Source organism: Bacillus sp. FSL L8-0199 (genome assembly GCF_038005705.1).
GTDB lineage: Bacteria > Bacillota > Bacilli > Bacillales > Bacillaceae_G > Bacillus_A > Bacillus_A cereus.
Window position 1 is genome coordinate 3,272,157 of sequence record NZ_JBBOTS010000001.1, and the last position, 23,617, is coordinate 3,295,773.

A 23,617-nucleotide genomic window follows, 5' to 3' on the forward strand; every position below is an offset into this window, starting at 1 on the left:
GTAAAAAAATAACAGCTAAATTTTGAGGTGGGGGTCTTACTGCCCAGCAAATAGCGGGATAACATTCAAAAAAACCTTGCAGAAAAATTCTACAAGGTTTTTGTCCATAAATACAAATTAATCACTATATTAAAATGAAAGAGTTTGTAATTCATCACAATAATATTAAATATACGCTGCTTTAAAGGCTTGTTGGACAGCTTGTACTTCTAATGAGTCTTTACCATATAAGTTCGTTGCTACACGAATACAAGCTTCTTTTAATTCTTTAAAATCAGAAGCCATATTTAATTCATCCGTATTTGCATAATAGAAAATATCAAACATTTTATCTTCTCCAATGCCATGTATGTTTACTCCATTATGGCTTCCACCACTAGCAATCAAGTAAGCTACTTTATTAATAATGCTAGAGTTCGTGTGTACACCACCATGATCGTGGTCAGCATCAATAGGTAAGTTATTATAATGCCTATAATCCTCTGGATATCTAGAAGAGATAGATGATGGGTTTTTCATATCTCTAAAAATACGACCTGATTGTTCTCCCATTGTCCAATTGAACTTTCCGTTATTGGCATACTTTTCAACTGCTACTCCTAAAATATCAGATAACGCTTCATTAATTGCACCAGCTTCTCCTGCGTACTCAAGTCCAGACTCATTTCTTGTAACCGCGTGTGTAAATTCATGTCCTGCCACATCAAATGCTCTAACAATTGGATCTCCGTATACTAGCATAGCGCCATTACTAAATGCATTAAACCACTGCTTAGGATTTCCTTTATTCGTACCATTTGTGTTCCAACCATGAACGACAGAAATTACTTTTTGTCCGTTATTATCAAAGCTGTTACGGCCATATTTTTCTTGATAAAAATCATATACTTTCGTTGCTAAATAATGGGCACTAACTGCTTTAGGATCTGTAAAATTTGTAGAATTACTTGTTACTAAATCATCGAGATAACCCCATACATTTCTTCTATAATTATTATAATCTTTATAATTAGCAGTATATGTTTCAATTCCCTTACCACGAGAATAATCTGCAAGCATGTACGTTCCATCACTTCTTTGTGTAATTCCAAACGTACGATTAATACCTAAGTCATCTTTTCCTGTACCTGTTAATTTTGAAGGATCTGTTGATTTATTTGATGTCGCAGATTGGACAATACTACTCTCTACTTGTATACCCAATTTTTGAACGAGTTCTTTTAATAGATTACCACCAAAAGCATCAATTAATACTGTACCGGATACATATTCAGGTGTAGATGCACTAAAAGTAATTTGATATGCGTTTGTAGCTTTATTTGTATTTTCATCTACATATACCACTTGTTTAATTTCTGGTTCTTCAATAAATGTGAGATCATTTCCATAGATGTTGAAAAGCTGTTTCTTTGCATCCTCTTCTGATAGAGTAATAGGTTGTTTCAAATCTTCCTGTTGTTGTAAATCTTGAGCACTATCTCCCGAAACGCTCGTAAGTACACCATCATCATTAATATGTGCTGTTAGTTGATATCCGTATACATCACGTCCTTCATACGTTTGTTGAAGACGTACCAATGTAGTACCATCATAAGATTTACGACTTTGCGTAACATTATAATTAACTTTGGATTCCGTATTAACTTGCTTTGATGATAATGCTTGTTCTGTTTTTCCTTTTAGTGCATCCTTTGCTACATTTTCTGCCGAATTTTGAGAAGGTGCTGTTAAATTACCTGTTCGGAACGTATCTTCCTTTGTTTCCACTTTTAAATCTTCTGTTTTCGCATGTACTCCTCCATAAGGCATAATCGCCGATAACACCACTCCTGTAGTTAAACCTACCTTTACGAAATTATTCATATTTTTACTCCTTTATAATCGTATTATTAAATTAAATAAATGTATTTTAGAATTTTAAGCATAGATAAAAAATTTTAACTATGGCCAATCGTTTTTACATACCTCTACATACATAGGTTAATAGATTGGTTTGCTACTTTTTTAGATTCAATTCATTTCTCAAAAATTACTCATTATATAAGCTATCTTTATATTTATTCATATACGTTATTTTTTGTGGTTCTGATAACATATTTATTGCCATCCACACATTCTTTTTCATTTCTAATTTTTGCATTGGTATCTCTTTTAAAAACTGATTACCTATAATCGCTTCCATTTCTTCATCAATTCTTTGTATAAGATTTTCTTCTGGATTATTTTGCAAAGAAGTATTTTTCAATCCCCATTTTGTTATTATAAATTCATTCGTTTTATTCATAGGATTAATAATAGTAGCTTTACTAGTTAATCGTTTTTTTATTTCATCATGATAGATTTTAATTCTATATCCCTCTTTTAGTGGAATGATATCTTTTACAATTGTTACATTTGTTCCTTCCATTTCCTTCGTATAAATTTTTTCACCTTTTTCATTAAAGACCTCTATCGATGCATATTTTTCACCTACATAATAGCTATGAGGCGTTTTAGTAGTAACCGTAAAAATAGCTCGATTTTGCTCTAAGTCTGTATTTAATACGGCAAACTGGTCATCTCCTAATCCTAGGAATTGAATCGTTTCATTTACCAACTTACTCACTTTCATTTCGTTAATATCAATCTTTAGACTATTATCTTTTTCTTTTACATAGGCATAATACGAACTGAAATGGTACATACTATTCGTTTTCCCACCTGAAATTTCAACCGTATACACTCCATTTGGTACGTCTTGTAAATTGATATCTGTTGTTTCAATTGTTTTCTCTTGAATAACTGTATTCCCTTCTTTTAATTTAATTTTTCCTCCTTTTAATGTATCTATTTCATTTGTATTTAAATGGATATGCAAATTCCCTTTTAGCCCAAGTGGAGCAATTTGCTGATTCGTAACTATTTCGAAGTTGGAGTTTATCGGAATATCAGGATCAACTATAGCTCTTGCTTTCGCTAATTGTGATTCAGGCACTATATAAGCTAAAGAAGTAACAGCCGGAAAACCTTTCGCCCTATTCATCTCTATTTGTTTATGATTAAGCTTAAAGCCCCATCTTTCAAAAACAGGTGTAAAATCAACTTGTCCATTCTCACTATAATACTGATTCATTAAATCTGGTAAAGAATGGTCACCTTTTTTGAAAGCAGCATTGCTAGCTAGTTTTCGATAACCTTGATACATTTTTGCAAATGCTTCATCGCCAGCTTTTTGTTTCGCCATCGTTAAAAGAATAAGTTTTTGTCGTAAATCTAAATCATCATAATTTTTATTTTCTTTCATTAAAGCATTATATAAATTCCGTTCTACCTGTTCCTTTTTTCCGAAATTAAACAACCAACCAACTTGATCTGCTTTTTTGCCGTATTTACTATATTGATATTGAACACCAAATAGATTATTAGAAACTTCTCCTGTAAATATTCCTTGATTATCAAAACCAGCTTGGTATCCATGAGCGATTTCATGTAAAGTTCCCCAACTTAGTTTATCTAACCACATCTTTGTACTATCTGTACTATTCGCTGTCCAATTTGTGCCATAATAGGCACCGCCAGCACCAGATATATCTGCTTTTAAGAAATAACGATTTTGACTTTTTTTATTTTCAAACGTTGAGCCATCTAAACCAATAATTGAATCATACATCACAAAAATATCTTCATAATACGCAATTAACTCATCCAATGATTGAAAATCTTTTAAAGATCTTACTAACTCTTTATCTTTTTTAGGTACAAATAATTGAAAACTCTCCCCTTGAAGTAACGCATACTCTCCATCAAATTGATCCCATGTACTAAAAAATTGAGATACACTTCCTTGTTGTTTATAAATGGGAAGGGGTTTAGTAGCACTTTCATTCCCTACTTGGTACTCAAGTACAGCGTGCTCTTCACCATACGGAGTATCTATGAAAGGAACTAAAGACGTATCACCTTGGATAGTAACCCATTCATTTCCTACTTGTATGGATTTTTCATTTTTTGAGTCATTAGACAATAAACGTAATGTTAATTTGTCTTTAAAATTAGGATTTGTTTGTCTTACCTTTAATGCTGTATTTCTCTTCAAAATAAATCCTAAATCTTGTCGATCATGATATTTCCCCTTACTTATGCCCGCCTGAAATATCCAAGTAGGCTCTTCTAAACTAGTAATTTTTTTTGCATTTATTCGTTCATCAGCATGTAAGTGTATATTTCCTATGAGGAAAAACATTGTATACATTAGGCCTATAACAAGTAACCTTTTCATTTGCATATCTCCTTCTCTATTTTTTTATATACAAAATACAATAAAGCCCTCCTTCTTCACTTATAATTGTCGTCAATAAGTTACTTATCAGTGTAATTATTATAGTTACATTAACTCGTGATTATCAATCATTAAATGTATGTAATTTTGCATATATGAATATTTTGTGATAAATTCCAAAATATCGTATAATTATCAATATTTTTTCAGACATTATTCAATAAAAAAACACGAAGACTCTTAAGTCTTCATGTTTTTTATACATGTTATTACACTTGTGATTGAATTAATTACTAAAATCTTTTTAATCGTAAAAAATCAATTATTTTTAGGCTGATAGCCGTACCTAATCTTTTACAATTTACTCATTCTTTTTGTTCTGTAATATTAAATTTTGAAACCAATTCCGTTAATTCTTCCACCTTTTCTTTCATTTTGTTGGATTGGATTGATATTTGTTCAATTGATTCGGCCTGTGATTGAATTGAATTTACAGTTTGAAGAGTCTCCTTTTTCACATCCGTTGCAGTTTCAGAAACTAGCGAAAGAGAAGCATTTACTTCTTCTGTACCAGCAGACATCTCTTCTGTCGCTGCGGATACTTCTTGAATTTGACCTGTAATCTTATCAATATCTCTCATAATAGACAAGAAGGTTTGATTCGCTTTGTAAGCAGCTTCTTTTCCTTCTACTGCCTTTTGTTGTCCTTTTTGCATGACATTAACTGTATCTTGGGTATCTTTTTGAATGGATTTTATTAAATGATTAACTTCTTTTGCAGATTCTTTAGATTGCTCAGCCAAGTCTCGAACTTCTGCGGCAACCACTGCAAATCCTTTCCCATTCTCTCCAGCACGTGCCGCTTCAATAGCGGCATTTAAGGCAAGAAGATTCGTTTGTTCGGCAATATTAGTAATTGCAGCGAGAGCTGTATCAATCTGTTGTGTATGTGTAACAAGTTTATTTATTACTTTCGATGTTTCCTCGACAACATCATGCACACTATTCATTTGAAGAATAGAGTGATTTATCACTTCACTACCGATATTTATTCGTTCTGTAGTCGTTACTGCTACCTCAGCGACTACTGCTGAAGATTCAGCTACAGTTTGCACCCCGGTTGTAATTTCTTCCATTGAGGATGAGCTCTCCTGAATACTAGTTACCTGTCCTTCTATTTTTGTTTTTACTTCTAAAACAGTCTGTACAACCTCATTTGAAATACTAGACGCTCGATTTGTATCTTGTAATACGCCCTCCGTAGTAAAAATAACCTCTTGTGTTGTCATCTTAACATTCGCAATTAATTGTTGAAGGTTATCTAACATACTATTAAAAGACTGAACAATATGCCCTAATTCATTATTTGCTTTATAAGGAGTACGTGTTGTTAAATCTCCAGCTGCTACTTTTTCCATATCATTTTGTAGTAATGCAAGTGGTTTTCGGATAGTTAATTTAATAACATATCCAATTAATATAATTATTAAAATTGCTAAAATCGAAATACTAACAAACATTATCATTGTATTTTGAGCACTATTATTATTTTCCTTCTGTAAAAGCTCTGCATTATTACTATTATATAAAATCAATTCACGAATTGATTTTATTGATTTTTGCATATTAGGTTCAATCTCTTTTAGATAATATGCATATGCTTCCTCATTATTAGACTTCCCTAATTCTTGTGCTTTCTTCATTTGAGTCCTTAATTCATTAAATGTTTCATGAAACGTGTTATATAATTCTTTTTCTTTAGTAGAAATAAGCTTAGCCTCAAACTGCTTTAAAAGATGATCATTTTCCTTACGAATCCCATCCATTTCTCTTATTAATTCGTTCATTCTTTTTTCATCTTTTGATAACATTATTTCCATAAAGTTCATATTAACGTGATAAAAATTAGATTCTACAATTCCAATCCACTCAATTGGTAGTAAATTATCCTCATACATATTAGAGGAAGTACTTTTCCCTCTTTCTAATCCCCAAAACCCTATTAGGGATAATACTATACATGCAATACTTGATATAGTTATTAATATGTTTAGTTTTGTACCAACCTTACTGTTTCTTAATAATTCCAATTCACTTTCTCCATTCTAATATATAGTTTAAGTAATGTATTTTATACCAAGAATCCCAAAATTACGATGTTTATTTTGTAATATGTAATTTTGCATATCGTCCACTACTGATTCAAAATAACCTAACATTGTAATTTTCGTTTTCCAAAAATTCATGATTATGAACACATCTCATTAATTCTTGAACTTCTTATCCAAAATATCCGCATATACTGTGGCACCAGGGAAAACCATCACTGATATGATATATAAATTACGCTTCCATACAAGACTAGCTTAAAAATATTTTTCTTATTGCTCATTTTTCTATTTCCCCTCTATTAGAAGTACTCCTAGCACATCACACTAATAAAAACGATAGTATTAAAAAATAAGGAAAGACATAATACGTATGTCTTTCCTCTAAAATTGTAATACTCAATATGCTCTTGGCTCTATTTGATTTTCCATTTAAATCCTCACATATCTTTCTTTATAATATCTCCTAACTCCATCCAATTTGTAATACGCGGGATATTGAGATATTGATTGTAAGAAGTAGTTTTTGCATATACATTTATCGGTTTTCCTATTAACGTTTCTAAAACAGCCGGCTTATCATCAAAGAAATAGTTTAATTTTATTTCTTGTATGAAGTGTATTTTTTCTTCATCCTTCATTCCATAGAAAAAGCGATCTTCATGTACCGGAAATCCTTTTTCTATTAACCATTTTTTTGTTTGCTCTCCATGCTCTTTAGGTCGCGCCGTTATATAGTAAATTTCATGTCCCTGTCTTTCTAATTCTTGCAATGTCTCTACAGCATATGGAAACGGTGAACAAGAAGTATAATAAATCTCATCCAGCAAACTATTCCACATATGACCGCCTTCCTCCGAAGTCATGCCAAATGCTTCATGAATTTCAATTGTTTTTAAAGAATGGAATACATCCAACCCTACTTTTTTGTTTAATTTCTTATTATATAAATGAAAAGCATGCTGCCTTAAATCAATTAATGTATCATCGATATCAAATCCAAACTTCACTCTTCATCGCTCCTTTCTGCAATCCATTTATCGGAACATATAAGTAGTTTTTATTCCCCTTATTTCTCATCTTTCCGATATACTGGATAGCCAATAAATCTATAATCTTTTCCAATCTGGGTAAATGATATATCCTTAAATTCAATTGCATCTTTCATTTTAGTAATACCAGTCCCCTCTACAAAACTAGGCGCCAATCTACCTCCAATAATTTTAGGTGCGAAATATAAAATAATTTTATCCATTAGTTTATTTTCAATAAACGAAGCATTTACTTCTCCACCACCTTCAATAAGCAGGGAGGAAACTCCTTTTTGTCCTAAAACATCAAGCATTTCATGTAAGTTTATATGCTTTTCTCCGCTAGTAACAAATACTTTAACTCCTGCATTTTCTAATGCTTTCTTTTTTTCCTCTGCATGATTACTTGTTGTAAATATCCAGGTAGGAGCTTCTCTATCTGTAACAACGTTAGCTTCCATCGGTATGCGTAACATCGAGTCCAATATTACTCGAATTGGATTTCGGCCATTTGGAATACGCGTTGTCAATGATGGATTATCCTTTTGAACAGTATTCGCTCCTACTAAAATAGCCGCATTTTCGTTTCGTATTTGGTGTACTTCTTGTCTTGCTTCTGTAGATGTAATCCACTTACTATCCGATAAAGACGTAGCGATTTTCCCATCTAATGTAACTCCTGATTTAATCGTTACAAATGGGCGCTTTGTCAAAATATATTTATTAAAGACTTCATTCATTTTTTTAGATTCTTCTTCACACATTCCTACAAGTACTTCAATACCTGCATCTTGTAGAATTTTAATTCCACGTCCAGAAACAAGCGGGTTTGGATCAAGTGTAGCAACTACTACCTTCTTAATTCCTGCTTGTACAATTGCTTCAGCACAAGGCCCTGTTCTACCATGATGAGAACAAGGTTCAAGAGTTACATAAATTGTACCACCACGTGCCTGTTCTCCAGCCATACGTATCGCATGTATTTCGGCATGTGGTTCTCCGGCCTTCATATGTGCTCCGACCCCTACAATTCGATTATCATTTACAATTACAGATCCAACCAATGGATTTGGAGTCGTTTGTCCCTTCATAGCCTTGGCATTTTCTAGTGCTAGCTTCATATACAATTCATGCTCAAGCATGTAAGTGTCCCCCTTCAAAATGTCCAGAACGCTGAATCTTCGTTTGCAAATATTTCTCATTAAACTCTGAGACATCACCCCATAACGGTTCACGACTCGTAACATTTAATCCAGCTTTTTGTAACGCTTCTAATTTTTTCGGATTATTTGTAATAAGTTTTACAGGTTTTGAGCGTAGCGCTTTTAATACTTCAATTGTATCATCATAGTTTCGAACATCATCTTCAAAACCTAGGTTCAGATTAGCTTCTACTGTATCTAACCCATTTTCTTGCAAGAGGTACGTCATAGCTTTACTAAACAAGCCAATTCCTCTTCCTTCATGATTCGCTAAGTAAAATAAAGCACCTGAACCATGTTCTGTAATCATTTGTAAAGACTGCTTTAATTGGAATCCACAGTCACAACGTTTACTACCAAAGATATCACCGGTGTGACAAATACTATGCATACGAATTAGGGCATCTTCAGAATTCTCAAAATCACCATATACAAGTACACTAGATTGCTGCATATCAGCTAAATTAATAGATGAGAGTTTTTCGATAATTCCTTCTACACTATTTGTAACCTCACTACATTGTAACCAAGAATACCATTGAAAAACTTTAGTCTCCCCATATAAATTAATTGGCAATTTGATAGGGCCTACTAAATAAATATCCTTTCCATCTTGATGTATAAATTGAATTTTATCTTCTAACATATGAATTGTATCTGTTGTAACCATTAGGTACCTCCTAGTATAGAGAATCTCTAAAATTCTCTTCCATTGTTATATTTTTTATTGTTTAACTTACACAACGTAAGTGTTTTTACAGATGCTATTCTTTTTTCTCTCAGCTTATATGCAATATGTATCATTACAACTTTGGCCATTTAAAGAAAAGAGTTTTAGTTACATAAAACAACTTAGTTACTTTATGTAAGTGAGTATACATTCGTAATCAATTTACGTCAAGTAATTAATTATAAAAACATTTGTTACTAATAGTAAGATGTTATATAATTTATTTTAGGAGGTGAAGGAAAATGAATGATTCTACATTATGCCCTCGCTTTGAAAAAGGAATGAAATTTTTTAGTCAACGATGGACAGCACTAATTATTTACCAACTTTTTTCTGGATCTCAGCGCTTTTGTACACTTGAATCTTCTCTTCCTGTTAGCGGAAGATTACTTTCAGAAAGATTGAAAGAATTAGAACTAGAAGGAATTGTCGAACGTAAAGTCTTTCCTGAGACACCAGTTCGTATAGAATATTCTTTAACTCAAAAAGGATTTGCTTTAGAAGCTATTATTCGCGGAATAGAAGAATGGTCACAGGAATGGATAGAACTTGAGGAATAACATAAAAGCTTTTTCGTATATAGTTTTAAGTAATCAAATTACAGATACCTATTATTAAAACGCTAATTTTTCAAGCATTTATGAAAAGCTAGCGTTTTTTAATAAATAAAATGTAAGAAATAAAGCAAGGTGATCAAAACGATCACCTTTTTCCCTTACAGATTAAAATAGTGTTTTAAAATCTTTTATTCATACATACTCGATTAATAAAAAAAACGAATAAGCTTTTTTATTAATAAACAGTTTTATTTTTACAATACAGTTAGCTTCCCCTGCTATTTGCGGACAGTAAGACCACCACTGATTAAATTTCTATTTTATTACATTCGAATATTACTTATGAAATTTCACACGCTCTTCAAGTGGTTGGAATTCTTTTTCACCTGGTGCAGCTGTTGGATTACCAAATGGCATTTGTGCAATTAGTTTCCAATTAGCAGGGACATTCCATTCTTGTTTTACCTCATCGTCAATTAATGGATTATAATGTTGTAATGATGCCCCTAATCCCTCTGCTTCTAAACCTGTCCACACGACTAATTGGTGCATACCTGATGCTTGGTGTGACCAAATTGGGAAGTTTTCAGCATATGCAGCAAATTTTTCTTGAAGCGATTTAACGATAGCCTCATCTTCAAAGAATAATACTGTTCCATAACCAGCTTTAAAAGAATCCATTTTTTGTTGCGTTCCTGAAAAATCTCCATCTCCAACTACTTTTCTTAATGTTTCAGTGGTAATATCCCATAATTTATCATGAGCTTCACCAAATAATACAACTAATCGTGCAGTTTGAGAATTGAAAGCGGATGGAGTATATTTCACAGCAAACTCCACGATTTCTTTAATTTTTTCATCCGATACTTGTACCTCTTTATTAATCCCATAGTAAGTACGTCTTTCTTTCAGTGCAGTATAGAAATCTTTTGTCATAATTCCGTTCCTCCTAAGTTTTAATATTCTTCAAAATGATACATCTCGAAGATAATATGCGTTTAAATGAGTTCATTTTTGAATCATTGAACTTCCTAGCACCCATTGCCAGTCATTCTAAATCTAAACACACTGCTTCCTTCAGTTTTCCTAAAAAAAGCCTTATAACATCATTCATAAAATCTAATCATCATTCGGTACTATTTTACCCATTCTCTATTCATGTATCCTGCTTGTTTCATATTTACACAAAGATGAAATGTAGCTACTTTAATCACCAAATTTCACATTAATTTAGAGCATCTTCAATTACAGCAATTTCGCTCACTCGAACAAAACGATGCAATTTAAAGAACATTGCAAAATTAAGTACTACCTGTAAAAGAACCCTCTTAGCCGACTATAAGAAAAAATAATAAAAAGCCAAAAACGAACAATAATATGTTCATTCTTGGCTTTTACTTAACCATCACATTTACTTTTACTATTGCTTCAAATGATTTTTAACTGCCCTTATTACCAATTTGTGATCTTCTTCTGGTGGTAATCCTGAAACTGTTATCATTCCAATAACCCCTACGTTTTTTATTCTGATAGGAAAACATCCACCAAACGCAGCGTATTCTGAAGTATCTAAAAGATATTTTTCATTATAGGAGACCCCAGTTATTTCACTTTGTATCTGCATATAATACGAGCTACGATCATGCAGGGAAACGACTCGTTTTTTACGCTCAATCCATTTCGTATTTTCCTCATTTGTCCCTGTCATCTTGAAATGAAATAATTGCACACCATTTTTCGTTATATCAACAGCAATCAATTTCCTCTCTCGCTTTGCTGTTTCAACGATAAATAAACCTAGTTGCAAGGCATCTTCATTTGTAAAAGAGGAAAATTGAAGTGTTTCCTCCTCTTTTAAAATTTGTTTACTTATTTCATTCAAATTTGAAGTACTCATATCTTTAACCTCCATAATTGTTTTATGCCACACCGACATTTTTTCGAAATTATTAGGCCATATAGTACAACCTTTCAATCAATCTGATTCTAAATAAACTACTGTAACATCTTTGGTAACTAGTAGTACCGTAAAGCCTGTTTTCTTCTTACTGGTGCTATTATGAATGACATTCAAAGTTATAAAAAGTACTATTCTACTTATCCCTATCTTACAGAGACTATTATGAAATATATTTAACATCTTAAAAATGTATGTACTAAAGAATAATATTTTTAATCACTAACTTTTTTGATCAATCGTTATAATCCAATTTCATCAAAATTTTTATCAATTATTACACTATCCAACAATAGGAGGAAACAAAGATGGATGAAAATATATCCAAAAGCTGAAAAGCAGTTGAGTCCCTTGAGAGAATAGTTATAATTCACTACATATAGAAATAGACATACAAAAACGCCATCCTTTCCTATAATTCTAAAGAAAGAATAGCGTATTCTTTTCAAAAATGAGTTCTTTTATTGAAAAACTTTGATTCTATATTATACATAAAAGGGCAACCAATGCTAAAACAGCTGGAAGTCCTTGTTTCACAATAATTGATTTATTAGATGTGAAACCTCCGAAAATAGCTGCTATCACCACACAAATCACGAAAAATAATTGGACCATATAACCAATTGGATTGAGCCCAAGTACAAGTCCCCAAATGAGACCAGCCGCTAAAAATCCATTATATAAACCTTGGTTTGCAAACATAATGGCTACGTTTCGATCTCCTTCTAAATGCTTCGGTAATTTGAAAGCACGTTTCGCTACTTTTGAATCAATAAAAAACATTTCAAGGATCATGATAAACAAATGTTCTAATGCTACGATCCCGACTAAAATAGCTGCGATTATTTCCACACTATTCTGCCCCCTACACTCTCTATTCTTTAATATTCTCTACATTTTTTTGCATCTGTAATAGAACATGAATAAGTATTTTGCGCTCTTCTCCATTGATATTTACGAACATTTCCTTCATAAAATGTTCCTTTTCTTTCTTGTTAAAACATTAATTGATATATCAATTATTGATACATCAATTAATATACATCTCTCTTTTTATTTTTGCAAGTTTTTTTGCTCAATTGGTTTTATTTTGTTCCAGCAACTTTAAACCAATTCAAAACATCAGTTCGCATTTCTAGAAATCATAGTTACTTTAAGTTCATTCTGACAATCATATTTAACTACATATATAAAAGAATTGAGTTATACCTCCATCAATTTATAAAAATTAATTTTTTCTAAAAACAGATACTTTACGTTTTTTATAGTAATAAAAATCATTTTTTGTTTCAGAGGCAATCCATTTTGTTAGCTTGATGGGCATAGGATAGCACCCAGATGACGAACCAATTATCTTTCAAAAAGACGGCTAGAAAACTGGATTTGGTACAGGAGTTGCCTACTTCTCCGATTCAGCTGGTACTAATTTAGAGCTAATTGCTCCAAAAAGGCCATTCAGACGTGAATAGTTAAAATAAATTAATACCGAAACAAGCCACCTTCTGCCTGGAAGGTGGCTGTTTGTCGGCAAGTTGATAAAATGACTAAAAAAGGACAAACTCTCCAATGTGAGAAGTTTGTCCAAAAAGTTATTCGTATTAACTATTTTTACACTAATACGAATAATAGTGAATTAGAATAATGACTTAATACTTGCTAAGACAGTAAGTACACCTACAATAATAACAAATACGTTACTCATTTTCCCTTTGTATTTAGCTAGTACTGGAACTTTTTGAATCGCATACATCGGTAATAGACATAAGATAGCAGCAACTAATGGACCGCTTAGAGAATCAATAAGTCCAAGAATACTTGGATTTGTATAAGCAACGAACCAGCATGATAATACAACAAAAGTAAGGATTACTGTCTTAATTGTTTTTTCTTCAATATCTTTTCCACGTGATTTACCGAACTTAATAATCATGTCACGCATTACTTCAAATGCTCCTATATAATGGCCAAGGAAAGACTTTGTAATAGCCACAAAAGCAATAATTGGAGCTGCAATAGTGATTACAGGCGAATTAAGCTCATTAGCAAGATATGAAAGAATTGATAAGTTTTGTTCTTTTGCCATTTTTATATCATCTGGAGTCAAGCTCAATGCGCTACTCCAAACGAAGAACATAACAACAGCGAATGTCATGATATAACAAACCTTTTGTATTTGCGCACATTTAGCATCAGTGGCTTCGATTCCATACGTAGCTCTCTGTTTCACAACAAATGATGAAATCATAGGTGAATGATTAAATGAGAATACGATGATTGGTAGAATCATCAATATCGTCCCAAAATAGCCTGTTCCTGTTGAAGCAGTTGAAACAGCTGAAAAACTAAGCATTGACGTATTCCACTGTGGAATTAAAGATATTGCGATAAAAAGTAGAGAAACTATGAAAGGATACACTAACATACTCATTACCTTTACAGTAATATCTTGACCAAAATTTAGTATAGCGATAAGACCAAGAACTAATACAAGTGATAAAATAGCCCTTGGAGGTTCTGGCATGTGCAATTGATGCACGATAAAACTACTTGCAGTATTTGTAAGCGCAACCGAATACATTAGTACGATTGTATAAATTGAACCGAAATATACGATGTTAAAAATGATACTCGCTTTATTTCCGAAATACTCTCTAATTGTACCTGTGATCCCCTCATCAGCAGAATTAGAAGCGTATATCATTTTAGCAAGCGCCCTATGTGAGTAGTACATAACTGGATATGCAAGTAATGTAATTAGTAGTAAAGATAATAAACCACCTGAACCTGCATTAATCGGTAAAAAGAGCACCCCTGCTCCAATTGCAGTTCCAAATAGACTCAGTGCCCATGTAGTATCCTGCTTATGCCACTTTTTCGGATCTGCATATTGCTCATTTTTTCGTGCGGTATTTTCAGCTTGAACTTCTATTTTCTTTGCAGTATTCCCGTTCATATAATAACTCCCCCTTGTATCTATTCCTGCATCTCTCTTTGCATCTAACAAATATTCCCTTTCTGGAAAATGAATTCCTTACAAGTTGCCCCACATTGTATGTCCTTCATCATAATGAATCCAAATTGAAACATTCACTAATTAGCGTCCTAATATAATTGTTAGCGTTCACAAAAAAGTTTACTCGTAATATCCGCTCTTTATATAAAGACCCCTTAAGAGAACAATATAGAATAGACTTCATAAATACGTTGCAACATTTCTAATAACAGTGTATTACTTTAATGGTTTCTCTTTTTTACTTTTAACAGTAATTTTAGCTAAACCGGCCTCTCTTCATTTGCGAGGCATTTCTTTCTCAATTCTATACATTACCTTCATAACTTCGGTAGCACTGATGATATTGCTTACACAAGCCACTGAAGCACATTACATACATTTCGCCTCTAATCACACACCTTTCTTACTAATAATCGCATTTTTTATATTTTCTCCAGAGATAATAAAATTTCTCTCGACGCCCTCATTATAACGTGTATATTTATAAAATTAATATTTTTATATTTTCAGAAATATTAAAGAGGAATAATTTTATATGGATAATATTTTACAGTTAGCATGTAGCCATTGTTTTTATCGCTTAAAGCTGAATTAGTTATTAAAAAAATACAATAATACATTGTTTTTCTAGGTGACTTATTATAAAGATACTTATATCCCCTTTTATCAAAAAATCTTATTTTAAACATAAAAGATATTCTAATAAATAATTAATGTAGGTAAAAAGAAAAAAATCCCAAAATACAAAAACCAAATTTTAGGATATATATTATTAATATTGAATTCATATACAATTTAAAAAGCTACACTGAGCAAAAAGCAAAAAAGCTGCCCCATATGGACAGCTCATTTACATAATTATCGTTATCAGGAATACACAAACAAATCACTTCAATATCATCTTAATTGTAGTTTGTTCGGCTCTTCTTCAGGGATATCTCTATGTTTGTAATGAATCGTTTTTACATCATTTCCTTTTATGCGAAAAGTAATTGTGTCCTCTCCATAAGGCGGATTGTGTGCACCCTCAAAAGTTTAAATTTTAAAATCCCTCATTAACTAGCTCTTTTATCGAGTTTAATTTTGAAGAAAGCTCGATAAACCATTCTTCATCCCCTGTTAATAATGCAAGATCTATAAGATAAAGGATTTGTTCCTTATTTATTACCTTTGATTCAGGGAGTTTGTTAACGTGTTTACTAAAGAGTAAAATCGCTTCGTTTATTGTGTACTGGCCGTCACGTTTCACAATACTAACTGTAACTATATCCTCTACATCATCAAGTGATACAATATAACCAACTATTAATTCACCTTCATTTGATATTCCACGAACCCAATCTCCTACTTTTAAAACATGATTATTATTTGACATCATACCGTTTCACCTTCCTATAAATATTTTTTGTGACGATAAAAAAGATATAAAAACAATTATACTGTAATATTTTTCATTACATTTAAGTGTTAAGAACTCACGGCTATATAATAATTAAGCCGCTTAACGCTCTTGATTGATAAGGTCAACAACTTCTTTCATTGTATAATTCTTTAAGTATTCACCTAGATGCTCTTCAGCACCTAAGAAAATAGCGAAAAGAACTTTTCGCATGTTCGAACCTACAACACACTGATTGTTTGATTCTGGACACTTCGGCTGCAAAGCACCTTCAGAGGTTATCTGATAAATATGCCAAAGATTAATTTCATCTAAATCGCGAGCGAAAATAAAACCGCCACCAGTCCCCTCTTTCGATTGTATAAACTTATGTTTTTTTAACAAACTTAGTACTTTGCGAATGCGTACTGGATGTACACCTGCACTTTCTGAAATAGCATTACTTGTTGACATCCGATCTGGCTGTAAAGCTAAATAAGTTAAACTGTGTATGGCCAAGGTAAAGTCGCTGTTCATGATTTTCCTCCTACGATCAAAAATATTGTTTCTCATATATTAACTGTAGCCATAAATATTACAGATAGGTTAGAACGTTAAAACATATAGAATACTTCTTGCCATAAAAAATTAATTCTCTTATATTCTATCCGGTCCCACCTATATCTGATAACTTCATTTAGCTTTTTAAGTTGAAAATAAAATTAAACACTCCACTGTTTCTTCACTTGTTCTTCTGCCAACTGTTTAATTTTTGTCCAAATCGTATCTTTACTCACAATAACATTTGTTTGATAATTTCTATCATTATAATTAACTGTAACACATACTTCAATCATCTTCTGCTTCCTCCTTTCAAAAAACTTTTTCTAAAAATACTACTTATTAATTGGCCAATTTTTGCAATTCAATGTTCAAAAACGTTCGAACGCTACGTGGTAAAAATTTACGAATTTCTTCCTCATTAAAACCAATCTGCAATCTTTTCTCGTCCAGCATAATTGGGCGACGTAACATTAGTGGATGCTCAATTATTAATGTATAAAATTCATTGAGCGAGAGCTCCTCAATATTTATATTTAAGTCCTGAAAAGTTTTCGATCTAGTTGAAATAATTTCAGTAGCCCCCTCTTCAGTTAAACGAAGAATCGATTTAAGCTCATCAACTGTCATAGAATTTGATACGATGTTTTTTTCAATATAATCAATTTGATGCTCTTCAAGCCATGCTTTCGCTTTTCGGCATGAGGCACAGCTTGCTGTTGTATATAGAATTACCATATTTCACTCACTCCTTTAATGTTATGAAACGTACATTTTAAACATCGGTTATTGAAATGTATTAAAAAAAATTACAGTTTAGAATCAAATACAAGCAATATTATTTATTCGAGAATATTTAATTTATCTACATTTTACAGACGATAACAACTCACTTCTAAAAACTATACTGTAATTTTAAACTTTACAGTTCTATAAATCAAATGTTAAGTCTTGGATTCATTCTATTAACGTATAATAGGAGCAGTTGAGACAATACTTGCCTCAACCGATTTTTATATCTCTTTATAATTTTTTGCAGTAATGACTGTTTCAAACTCAAAGGTTTCGGGTAGATGATCTGCATAAGAATATTCAAAAGTTCGTCCATCCGTTAAATAAGCTACTTGTTCAACTCGCATTAGGAAATCCTGATTTGTTAAGTTCATAAACTGCTTTTCCCTATCATCTGGGCGACTTCCTTTAACCCTGACAACAGATGTCCCTACTTCAAGACCAAGTTTATTTTGAATATGTGAGTATATCGACTCCTCTAAAACAGAAGCCTCAACACCTGGGATAACCGAAATTGGCATCCATGTATGCTCCATAATCGTCGGAATGCTGTGAATGATGCGGAGGCGAATGATTTTATAGACGAAATCACCGATTGAAACTCCCAATTTCTCAGCAACTACTTCATCAGCCCCAACAATCGCAAACTCGATAATTTTACTTTCTACCTCACTGCCGTATACAGCTTTCGTACCCGTTAAAGTTTGAATCATTCGTGCCTTTTCCTGTTGACGCCAATCTTGCACCACTGTTCCACTTCCGCGCCGGCGGATGATGTAGCCATCTCTAACTAATAGATCCAGCGCTTTCTTAATAGTAAGGGCTGAAACACCAAATTCTTCAGCAAGGACGGGGCTACTCGGAATTTTTTCGTTGATTTTATATTCACCGTCTAAAATTTGCTGTTTAATCTTTTGATAAATGCCGAGGTATTTTACTTGTGTTGATCCGCTTGCCATTTTCATACCTCCTTTATACTGCAAACTCTCTTCTATTCATTCAAATGTAAAGCCTCAAGTTTGTAAACTGAAGGTGATGGGGCAGCAAATCCATTTTCTAAGATTTCTATATTCGTTACCGCTTCTTCGTCTTTCACAAGTTTTGGTGCACCATTTATAATTGTTTCATACGCGGCATCATAGAAACGACCGTAATCACCAAGCGGCGTTTTAATTTGTTTTTCAATCCAGTCACCATTTGCATTACGATATTTAGCAACTCCATAGTACATCGGTGAATCTTCACCAAACCCTGCACTCTCAGGCATAATCCCCGCTTTCAAATCATTTTCCTGCTGATCTTCACCATATTTAATAAATGATCCATTTGTTCCATGAACGATAAAGCGTGGATAATCTTTTGCTACGACATGGTTCGTTTTCAGCTTAATCTTCAACTGATTTCCGTAATGTAAACCAACATCGAAATAATTATCAACCGCACCTTCCATTTCATTATTACGAATATCGTATGTCACCGTATCTGGACGGCCGAATAGTGAAATCATACGGTCCATCGTATGAATACCTAAACTGTAAAATGAACCTTCTTCTTTTGGAGCTTCATGAGTGATTGAACCAGGACGGAAATAATCAATATGTGATTCAATCTCAATAATATCACCAAGGAATCCTTGTTCAATTACTTGCTTCACAGCTAAAAAATCACCATCAAAACGGCGGTTTTGATAAGGCATAACTACTACACCTTTTTCTCGTCCTAAAGCTAATAATTCTTTCGCATGTTCCACTGTATCGCAAAATGGTTTTTCAACGATAACTGATTTTCCAGCTAGTATAACTTTTTTTGCTAATTCATAATGCGTATGTGCTGGCGTACAGATCGTCACCACTTGAATTTCCTTGTCATTCAACAATTCGTCCAAATCAGTAGTGAAGTAAACACCTTTTTCCTTATATGGAGCCGCTAATTTCTCATTTATTTGACGTACAAAAATCGTTTTTATTTTTATATTATTACGTGTGTTTACATAAGGTAAGTGATAGCGGTTAGCTGACTTTCCAAATCCAATAAAGCCCATTGTTAATGTCATATTTTTCAACTTCCTTGCTCATAAATTTTCGTTTCTATATTTATTATATAATTTAATTATTAAAAGTATATAGTTTTAAATTTATAATTATATATTAAATAAAAAATCCACGATAAAATTCATTCTCACTATAAGTTATGGACCTATAAAGTGAAACTTTAATCAGTGGGGCGATTTATTCTCTACTGATTATTTACCCGTAAATACCGGGATGAAAAGGAGCGTAATGAACATGGCATATACTACTATATCTATGGAAATTTTCGGATCACCTGAACAAGTATGGCAATTAATAGGAGGTTTCAACTCCCTTCCAGACTGGTTACCTTATATACCTAGTAGTAAATTAACTGAAGGCGGTCGTGTACGTCATCTAGCTAATCCAGATGGTGATACAATTATAGAACGCTTAGAAGTATTCAATGATAAGGAACGCTACTACACGTATTCAATCATGAATGCACCGTTCCCGGTCACTAATTATTTATCTACAATCCGGGTGAAAAAAGGTACTGAAAGTAACACATCATTAGTAGAGTGGTCTGGTACGTTCACTCCTGTTGAGGTTAGTGATGAAGAGGCAATAAATCTGTTTCATGGTATATACAGCGATGGACTGAAAGCATTGCAGCAAGCATTTCTAGATTAATTCATGTAATTGATTGAGACGAAAAAGTTAATTAACAGTCAAACATTCGACTTTGTGGTTAAGTTCATTATGAAAGATAAACAAATACAAATTTCATGCCTGCTTGTTAATGACAAGAAATAAAAAATACTACCTCCAAATGGAAGGTAGTATTTTTTTATTAATCAGGAAAAACAATTAATCCCTCTTCTTTTTCCTCCTGTTTTAAATCTTCTTCTGGGAAGGTTACAGTTGAATTTTTATCACCTGTTCTTTTTGTTTCTTCACCTGGAAATACGAAAGTTGAATTTTCTTTTCCTTCATTTTTTTCTACGTTATCTGGAAATACCATAGTATCATTGGTAGTCAAATCACTATGAAATCCAAGGTTAGACAAAATCGCTTTTAAATCTGGTAAAACCCCTATTTTATCAGATGATGGATTATTAGACTTTGTGCCTGTATTAGGATTACTTAAAATTGCCCTCAATTCTTTTGGTGTATATGCCTTACCTAAATGTTCTTTAGCAATCCCTTGAATTGATACAGCAGCCCCAGCAATTATAGGCGAAGCGCTAGAAGTACCACGGAAGTTAGAAGTATAACGATTCATTATATTCTGATCTGTAACTTTTTGCCCTTTACTATTTTGATTTTGATATGTATCTAATGTATCAACATACTCTCCCCAACCATATACATCAATTCTACTACCATAGTTAGAGAAACCTAAACGTTTATGAGGAACTCTTGCAGTAGATGCTCCAACTATAATAGCTCCTGAATCTTTAAAGTCTGGACTATTTCGATTTAAAATCTGTTTACCATTACGGTCTTTAAATTCATCTAAATCAATCCCACCATTACCAGCTGCTTCTACAATAATAATGCCTTTATCTGTACCTTTGCGAATTGCGTTAAATATACTCGGGTATACTTCTACTGGTAAAGGGTCATCTCCATATCCATCATATTTAAAGGATTCTTCTATTAATAAAACATCTCCAGCCTGTAAAGAATCTACGGCACTTAAAATAGCATCTCTTACATCGATTCTCCCATTATCTCGGATCACTGAAATTACTTTTGCCTTTGCTTTTGGTGCAATCCCAATGTTCCCAATCCTATTGTCAGCTGCAGAAACAACACCTAGAACTGAAGTACCGTGAGAAAGATCATTACTCATTTTTCCAGACATAAATTCAATATTTTGACCGACTAAATCTTCATGATTTAATAACCAGCCTTCTTCCAAATCTACAAAGGTTGCTCCTTGACCATCTCCTCCTTTAATTCCCCAAGCATAAGGAGCATTAATTCCTAAAGGTGCCTCTTCAAGATATCCCTGTCTCGAAAATCTAGGTTCATCATAAGGATTGATTGATAATACAGGCAATCTCGAGCTAGTTGTTGTGTTTATACTCTTATTAGAACGAAATTGTATTTTACTAGAATCGTTATTGGCAGCATGTACTGTATTTGTTACAAATGTCGTACCTACCCCAGCAAAAGTTGTAATTGCAAGTGATGATACCAACATACCTTTAAAATTTTTCATCTTTCCACCTCTAGTTTTCTATTAGAATTAACATATTTAATAATGTGTATGAACCAAAAATCTTTTTATCTTATTATAAAAATTAATAGATTTTTATAACTTTTTGATTTACATAAAAACTCCTTTCATTCTTGTAATTCAATGTGTATATTTCAAAATAACAAACTAACTGTAACTATTATAGTTACACCTTTATTGATTTTCAACTACGAAATATAAATTTTTAAAAATAAATTTATATTACTTTAAAACAGAGCTAACCTTTTACGCATATAAAAAAACAAAATATCTGTGCAAATTACAGCGGTGAATAAGTTTATAGACTGCAAAAAAACAAGAAAAAGCAAAACACTAAGTGCTTTGCTCCTTATAAAATTCCTTTTAACTTTTCACCAATTAACCTCGCTACATACTCATAGCCTTCTGGTCCAAAGTGTAATCCATCTTTTTCACCATTTTCTACAAATCTTTTATAATCCCGTTCTTGAATCATTTCAGCGAATACGTTTAGAAAATAACTTCCTGTTTCCCTCGCCACTTTCTCCACCACGTCTGCATACTGACCAAGCACTCTATTTGTTCTATTACGCTGTCTTTCTTCATCAACTGGTGCAGGACTAATCAGTAGTACTTTATCTGATGAAATATGGTTCACAATCTTCTCTAAGTTTTCTTTATATGCTTGTAATGACACTTGAGAAAAAGAAACTGCATCATTCGTACCAAGAAAAACTGTTACGAAATCTGGTTTATATGATATTACATCTTCTTCAATCCTATGTAACGCATCGAATGTATTATCCCCTGGAACACCTGCATTCACTACTTTCCACTTCGGAAACATCTCTTGCAAACGTGGTGTTAATCTCGGCATTCCATCAAAAAATGTTTCATCAGCTGTAATACTATCTCCAAAGCACACTAACGTTTTCATTAAGCTACTCTCCTTTTACGTATGAAACAACTTTCCTTCTATTGCTTTTATATATCTTTCAGCAGAACGTTCAACTGCCTCATTTGCATTTTCTTTTACTACTCGATGAAAAGCATTGTATAAACGATTAAACTGTAACGGCTTCACTCGGTTCACCATTTCTTCCACTTTTCTCGCTGGTAATGGAATTAAGTTTGGATAGCTATACATAAAACTTACCCACCGCTCATCCGCTACAACTTGAATAATATCACCTGTTAACAAAATCCCTTTTCCATCATTACCTTCTTCCCAATGCAATACAGAACCACCACTAAAATGTCCTCCAAGACGATGTACAGTAATCCCATCCGCTAATTGTAAAGACTCACCAGACCAATAAATAATACGACTACTTGGGCGCATCACCCATTCTTTATCATCTTCATGTATATAAATTGGTACATCAAATGTCTCTGCCCATTCTACTTGCGTTGAATAATAATGAGGATGAGACAATGCAATTGCATCTAATCCACCAAGCTCTTTTATTTTCGCAATTGTCGTTTCATCTAAATACGTAATGCAGTCCCATAGTAAACGATATGACTCTGTTTTCACTATAAATGCCGTTTGACCGATCGCAAATCCTGGTTTTGTCGTAATACTATAAAGTCCATTTTCCTCTTTGATTATTTCATTTTTATATGTATCATCTGTTTGCAAATTTTCTAAAGTCGTCCAAGACTGCCCTTTCGGATTCACATATTGCCTCTCTTCATCACAAATATGACAACTCACCGGTTCCTCTACACTCGCTGCATACTGCACACCGCACGTTGTACAAACGAAATTTTTCATCATAATTCCCCCTATCC

General features: G+C 32.8%; 21 protein-coding genes and 1 pseudogene. 2 read left to right on the forward strand and 20 right to left on the reverse strand.

The window, feature by feature from the left end:
- Positions 1-165: 165 nt before the first annotated feature.
- The 6 genes from NST86_RS17005 to NST86_RS17030 form a co-directional block, all read right to left on the reverse strand.
- On the reverse strand, positions 166-1,863 hold the full coding sequence (locus NST86_RS17005) for a M4 family metallopeptidase (RefSeq protein WP_227593145.1): 1,698 nt from the start codon (positions 1,861-1,863) through the stop codon (positions 166-168).
- 166 nt (positions 1,864-2,029) lie between these two features.
- Positions 2,030-4,258: a putative mucin/carbohydrate-binding domain-containing protein gene (locus tag NST86_RS17010; RefSeq protein WP_000826243.1), complete on the reverse strand. Its 2,229-nt coding sequence runs from the start codon at positions 4,256-4,258 to the stop codon at positions 2,030-2,032.
- A 365-nt stretch (positions 4,259-4,623) separates the two neighbouring features.
- On the reverse strand, positions 4,624-6,348 hold the full coding sequence (locus NST86_RS17015) for a methyl-accepting chemotaxis protein (protein WP_061664253.1): 1,725 nt from the start codon (positions 6,346-6,348) through the stop codon (positions 4,624-4,626).
- A 458-nt stretch (positions 6,349-6,806) separates the two neighbouring features.
- The gene (locus NST86_RS17020) at positions 6,807-7,376 is read right to left on the reverse strand and encodes a 5' nucleotidase, NT5C type (RefSeq protein WP_000668223.1); all 570 of its coding nucleotides are present in this window, start codon (positions 7,374-7,376) and stop codon (positions 6,807-6,809) included.
- 59 nt (positions 7,377-7,435) lie between these two features.
- On the reverse strand, positions 7,436-8,539 hold the full coding sequence (gene ribD / locus NST86_RS17025) for a bifunctional diaminohydroxyphosphoribosylaminopyrimidine deaminase/5-amino-6-(5-phosphoribosylamino)uracil reductase RibD (protein ID WP_061664252.1): 1,104 nt from the start codon (positions 8,537-8,539) through the stop codon (positions 7,436-7,438).
- Positions 8,532-9,269 carry a GTP cyclohydrolase II gene (locus NST86_RS17030; RefSeq protein WP_000258865.1) on the reverse strand — a complete coding sequence of 246 codons (738 nt, stop codon included), beginning with the start codon at positions 9,267-9,269 and terminating at the stop codon, positions 8,532-8,534. Before NST86_RS17030 ends, ribD begins: the two co-directional genes overlap by 8 nt.
- 302 nt (positions 9,270-9,571) lie before the next feature.
- Between NST86_RS17030 and NST86_RS17035 the strand changes: the two genes are divergently transcribed.
- Positions 9,572-9,889: a winged helix-turn-helix transcriptional regulator gene (locus tag NST86_RS17035; protein ID WP_001000104.1), complete on the forward strand. Its 318-nt coding sequence runs from the start codon at positions 9,572-9,574 to the stop codon at positions 9,887-9,889.
- Positions 9,890-10,222: 333 nt separating this feature from the next.
- On the opposite strand, the gene NST86_RS17040 is transcribed toward NST86_RS17035, so the two are convergent.
- The 11 genes and pseudogenes from NST86_RS17040 to NST86_RS17095 form a co-directional block, all read right to left on the reverse strand.
- On the reverse strand, positions 10,223-10,822 hold the full coding sequence (locus tag NST86_RS17040) for a nitroreductase family protein (RefSeq protein ID WP_000158938.1): 600 nt from the start codon (positions 10,820-10,822) through the stop codon (positions 10,223-10,225).
- 484 nt (positions 10,823-11,306) lie between these two features.
- The gene (locus tag NST86_RS17045; protein ID WP_140159051.1) at positions 11,307-11,822 is read right to left on the reverse strand and encodes a heme-degrading domain-containing protein; all 516 of its coding nucleotides are present in this window, start codon (positions 11,820-11,822) and stop codon (positions 11,307-11,309) included.
- A gap of 501 nt (positions 11,823-12,323) precedes the next feature.
- Positions 12,324-12,695: a DUF1304 domain-containing protein gene (locus NST86_RS17050; protein WP_000402471.1), complete on the reverse strand. Its 372-nt coding sequence runs from the start codon at positions 12,693-12,695 to the stop codon at positions 12,324-12,326.
- A 781-nt stretch (positions 12,696-13,476) separates the two neighbouring features.
- Positions 13,477-14,796, reverse strand: coding sequence for an aromatic amino acid transport family protein (locus tag NST86_RS17060; RefSeq protein ID WP_001014190.1), 1,320 nt, complete (start codon positions 14,794-14,796; stop codon positions 13,477-13,479).
- Positions 14,797-15,753: 957 nt separating this feature from the next.
- Positions 15,754-15,891: pseudogene (locus NST86_RS17065) on the reverse strand (DUF3888 domain-containing protein); the annotation flags it as partial.
- 7 nt (positions 15,892-15,898) lie between these two features.
- Complete coding sequence (locus tag NST86_RS17070; RefSeq protein WP_000987462.1) at positions 15,899-16,234, reverse strand: IDEAL domain-containing protein; 336 nt, start codon at positions 16,232-16,234, stop codon at positions 15,899-15,901.
- A gap of 123 nt (positions 16,235-16,357) precedes the next feature.
- Positions 16,358-16,771 (reverse strand): Rrf2-family transcriptional regulator SaiR, encoded by a 414-nt coding sequence (saiR, locus tag NST86_RS17075; RefSeq protein ID WP_001083465.1) that lies wholly within the window; start codon positions 16,769-16,771, stop codon positions 16,358-16,360.
- Between the two features lie 185 nt (positions 16,772-16,956).
- A complete protein-coding gene (locus tag NST86_RS17080; protein WP_000573532.1) occupies positions 16,957-17,091 on the reverse strand; it encodes a BA3454 family stress response protein in 135 nt (44 codons plus the stop codon).
- A gap of 46 nt (positions 17,092-17,137) precedes the next feature.
- The gene (gene spxA, locus NST86_RS17085) at positions 17,138-17,533 is read right to left on the reverse strand and encodes a transcriptional regulator SpxA (RefSeq protein WP_000236190.1); all 396 of its coding nucleotides are present in this window, start codon (positions 17,531-17,533) and stop codon (positions 17,138-17,140) included.
- Between the two features lie 275 nt (positions 17,534-17,808).
- The gene (locus NST86_RS17090; RefSeq protein ID WP_061664251.1) at positions 17,809-18,546 is read right to left on the reverse strand and encodes a GntR family transcriptional regulator; all 738 of its coding nucleotides are present in this window, start codon (positions 18,544-18,546) and stop codon (positions 17,809-17,811) included.
- Between the two features lie 32 nt (positions 18,547-18,578).
- Positions 18,579-19,640, reverse strand: a complete 1,062-nt coding sequence (locus tag NST86_RS17095; protein WP_000176636.1) for an oxidoreductase — start codon at positions 19,638-19,640, stop codon at positions 18,579-18,581.
- A 232-nt stretch (positions 19,641-19,872) separates the two neighbouring features.
- Here NST86_RS17095 and NST86_RS17100 point away from each other — a divergent pair, with 232 nt between their 5' ends.
- Positions 19,873-20,289, forward strand: coding sequence for an SRPBCC family protein (locus NST86_RS17100; RefSeq protein WP_000332041.1), 417 nt, complete (start codon positions 19,873-19,875; stop codon positions 20,287-20,289).
- Positions 20,290-20,449: 160 nt separating this feature from the next.
- Here the strand turns inward: NST86_RS17100 and NST86_RS17105 are convergent, their stop codons facing one another.
- From NST86_RS17105 to NST86_RS17115, 3 genes are all read right to left on the reverse strand, one after another.
- The gene (locus NST86_RS17105; protein ID WP_061664249.1) at positions 20,450-21,826 is read right to left on the reverse strand and encodes a S8 family peptidase; all 1,377 of its coding nucleotides are present in this window, start codon (positions 21,824-21,826) and stop codon (positions 20,450-20,452) included.
- 367 nt (positions 21,827-22,193) lie between these two features.
- A complete protein-coding gene (locus NST86_RS17110; protein WP_000855198.1) occupies positions 22,194-22,760 on the reverse strand; it encodes an SGNH/GDSL hydrolase family protein in 567 nt (188 codons plus the stop codon).
- 15 nt (positions 22,761-22,775) lie between these two features.
- Positions 22,776-23,603: an MBL fold metallo-hydrolase gene (locus NST86_RS17115; RefSeq protein WP_002000328.1), complete on the reverse strand. Its 828-nt coding sequence runs from the start codon at positions 23,601-23,603 to the stop codon at positions 22,776-22,778.
- Positions 23,604-23,617 lie beyond the last annotated feature (14 nt).

Coding starts and splice junctions, on each gene's coding strand:
- NST86_RS17005 (WP_227593145.1), bottom strand. CDS start 1,863: ATGAATAATTTCGTAAAGGTAGGTTTAACTACAGGAGTGGTGTTATCG.
- NST86_RS17010 (WP_000826243.1), bottom strand. CDS start 4,258: ATGAAAAGGTTACTTGTTATAGGCCTAATGTATACAATGTTTTTCCTC.
- ribD (WP_061664252.1), bottom strand. CDS start 8,539: ATGCTTGAGCATGAATTGTATATGAAGCTAGCACTAGAAAATGCCAAG.
- NST86_RS17030 (WP_000258865.1), bottom strand. CDS start 9,269: ATGGTTACAACAGATACAATTCATATGTTAGAAGATAAAATTCAATTT.
- NST86_RS17035 (WP_001000104.1), top strand. CDS start 9,572: ATGAATGATTCTACATTATGCCCTCGCTTTGAAAAAGGAATGAAATTT.
- NST86_RS17040 (WP_000158938.1), bottom strand. CDS start 10,822: ATGACAAAAGATTTCTATACTGCACTGAAAGAAAGACGTACTTACTAT.
- NST86_RS17045 (WP_140159051.1), bottom strand. CDS start 11,822: ATGTCGGTGTGGCATAAAACAATTATGGAGGTTAAAGATATGAGTACT.
- NST86_RS17060 (WP_001014190.1), bottom strand. CDS start 14,796: ATGAACGGGAATACTGCAAAGAAAATAGAAGTTCAAGCTGAAAATACC.
- NST86_RS17070 (WP_000987462.1), bottom strand. CDS start 16,234: ATGATGTCAAATAATAATCATGTTTTAAAAGTAGGAGATTGGGTTCGT.
- saiR (WP_001083465.1), bottom strand. CDS start 16,771: ATGAACAGCGACTTTACCTTGGCCATACACAGTTTAACTTATTTAGCT.
- NST86_RS17080 (WP_000573532.1), bottom strand. CDS start 17,091: ATGATTGAAGTATGTGTTACAGTTAATTATAATGATAGAAATTATCAA.
- spxA (WP_000236190.1), bottom strand. CDS start 17,533: ATGGTAATTCTATATACAACAGCAAGCTGTGCCTCATGCCGAAAAGCG.
- NST86_RS17090 (WP_061664251.1), bottom strand. CDS start 18,546: ATGGCAAGCGGATCAACACAAGTAAAATACCTCGGCATTTATCAAAAG.
- NST86_RS17095 (WP_000176636.1), bottom strand. CDS start 19,640: ATGACATTAACAATGGGCTTTATTGGATTTGGAAAGTCAGCTAACCGC.
- NST86_RS17100 (WP_000332041.1), top strand. CDS start 19,873: ATGGCATATACTACTATATCTATGGAAATTTTCGGATCACCTGAACAA.
- NST86_RS17105 (WP_061664249.1), bottom strand. CDS start 21,826: ATGAAAAATTTTAAAGGTATGTTGGTATCATCACTTGCAATTACAACT.
- NST86_RS17110 (WP_000855198.1), bottom strand. CDS start 22,760: ATGAAAACGTTAGTGTGCTTTGGAGATAGTATTACAGCTGATGAAACA.
- NST86_RS17115 (WP_002000328.1), bottom strand. CDS start 23,603: ATGATGAAAAATTTCGTTTGTACAACGTGCGGTGTGCAGTATGCAGCG.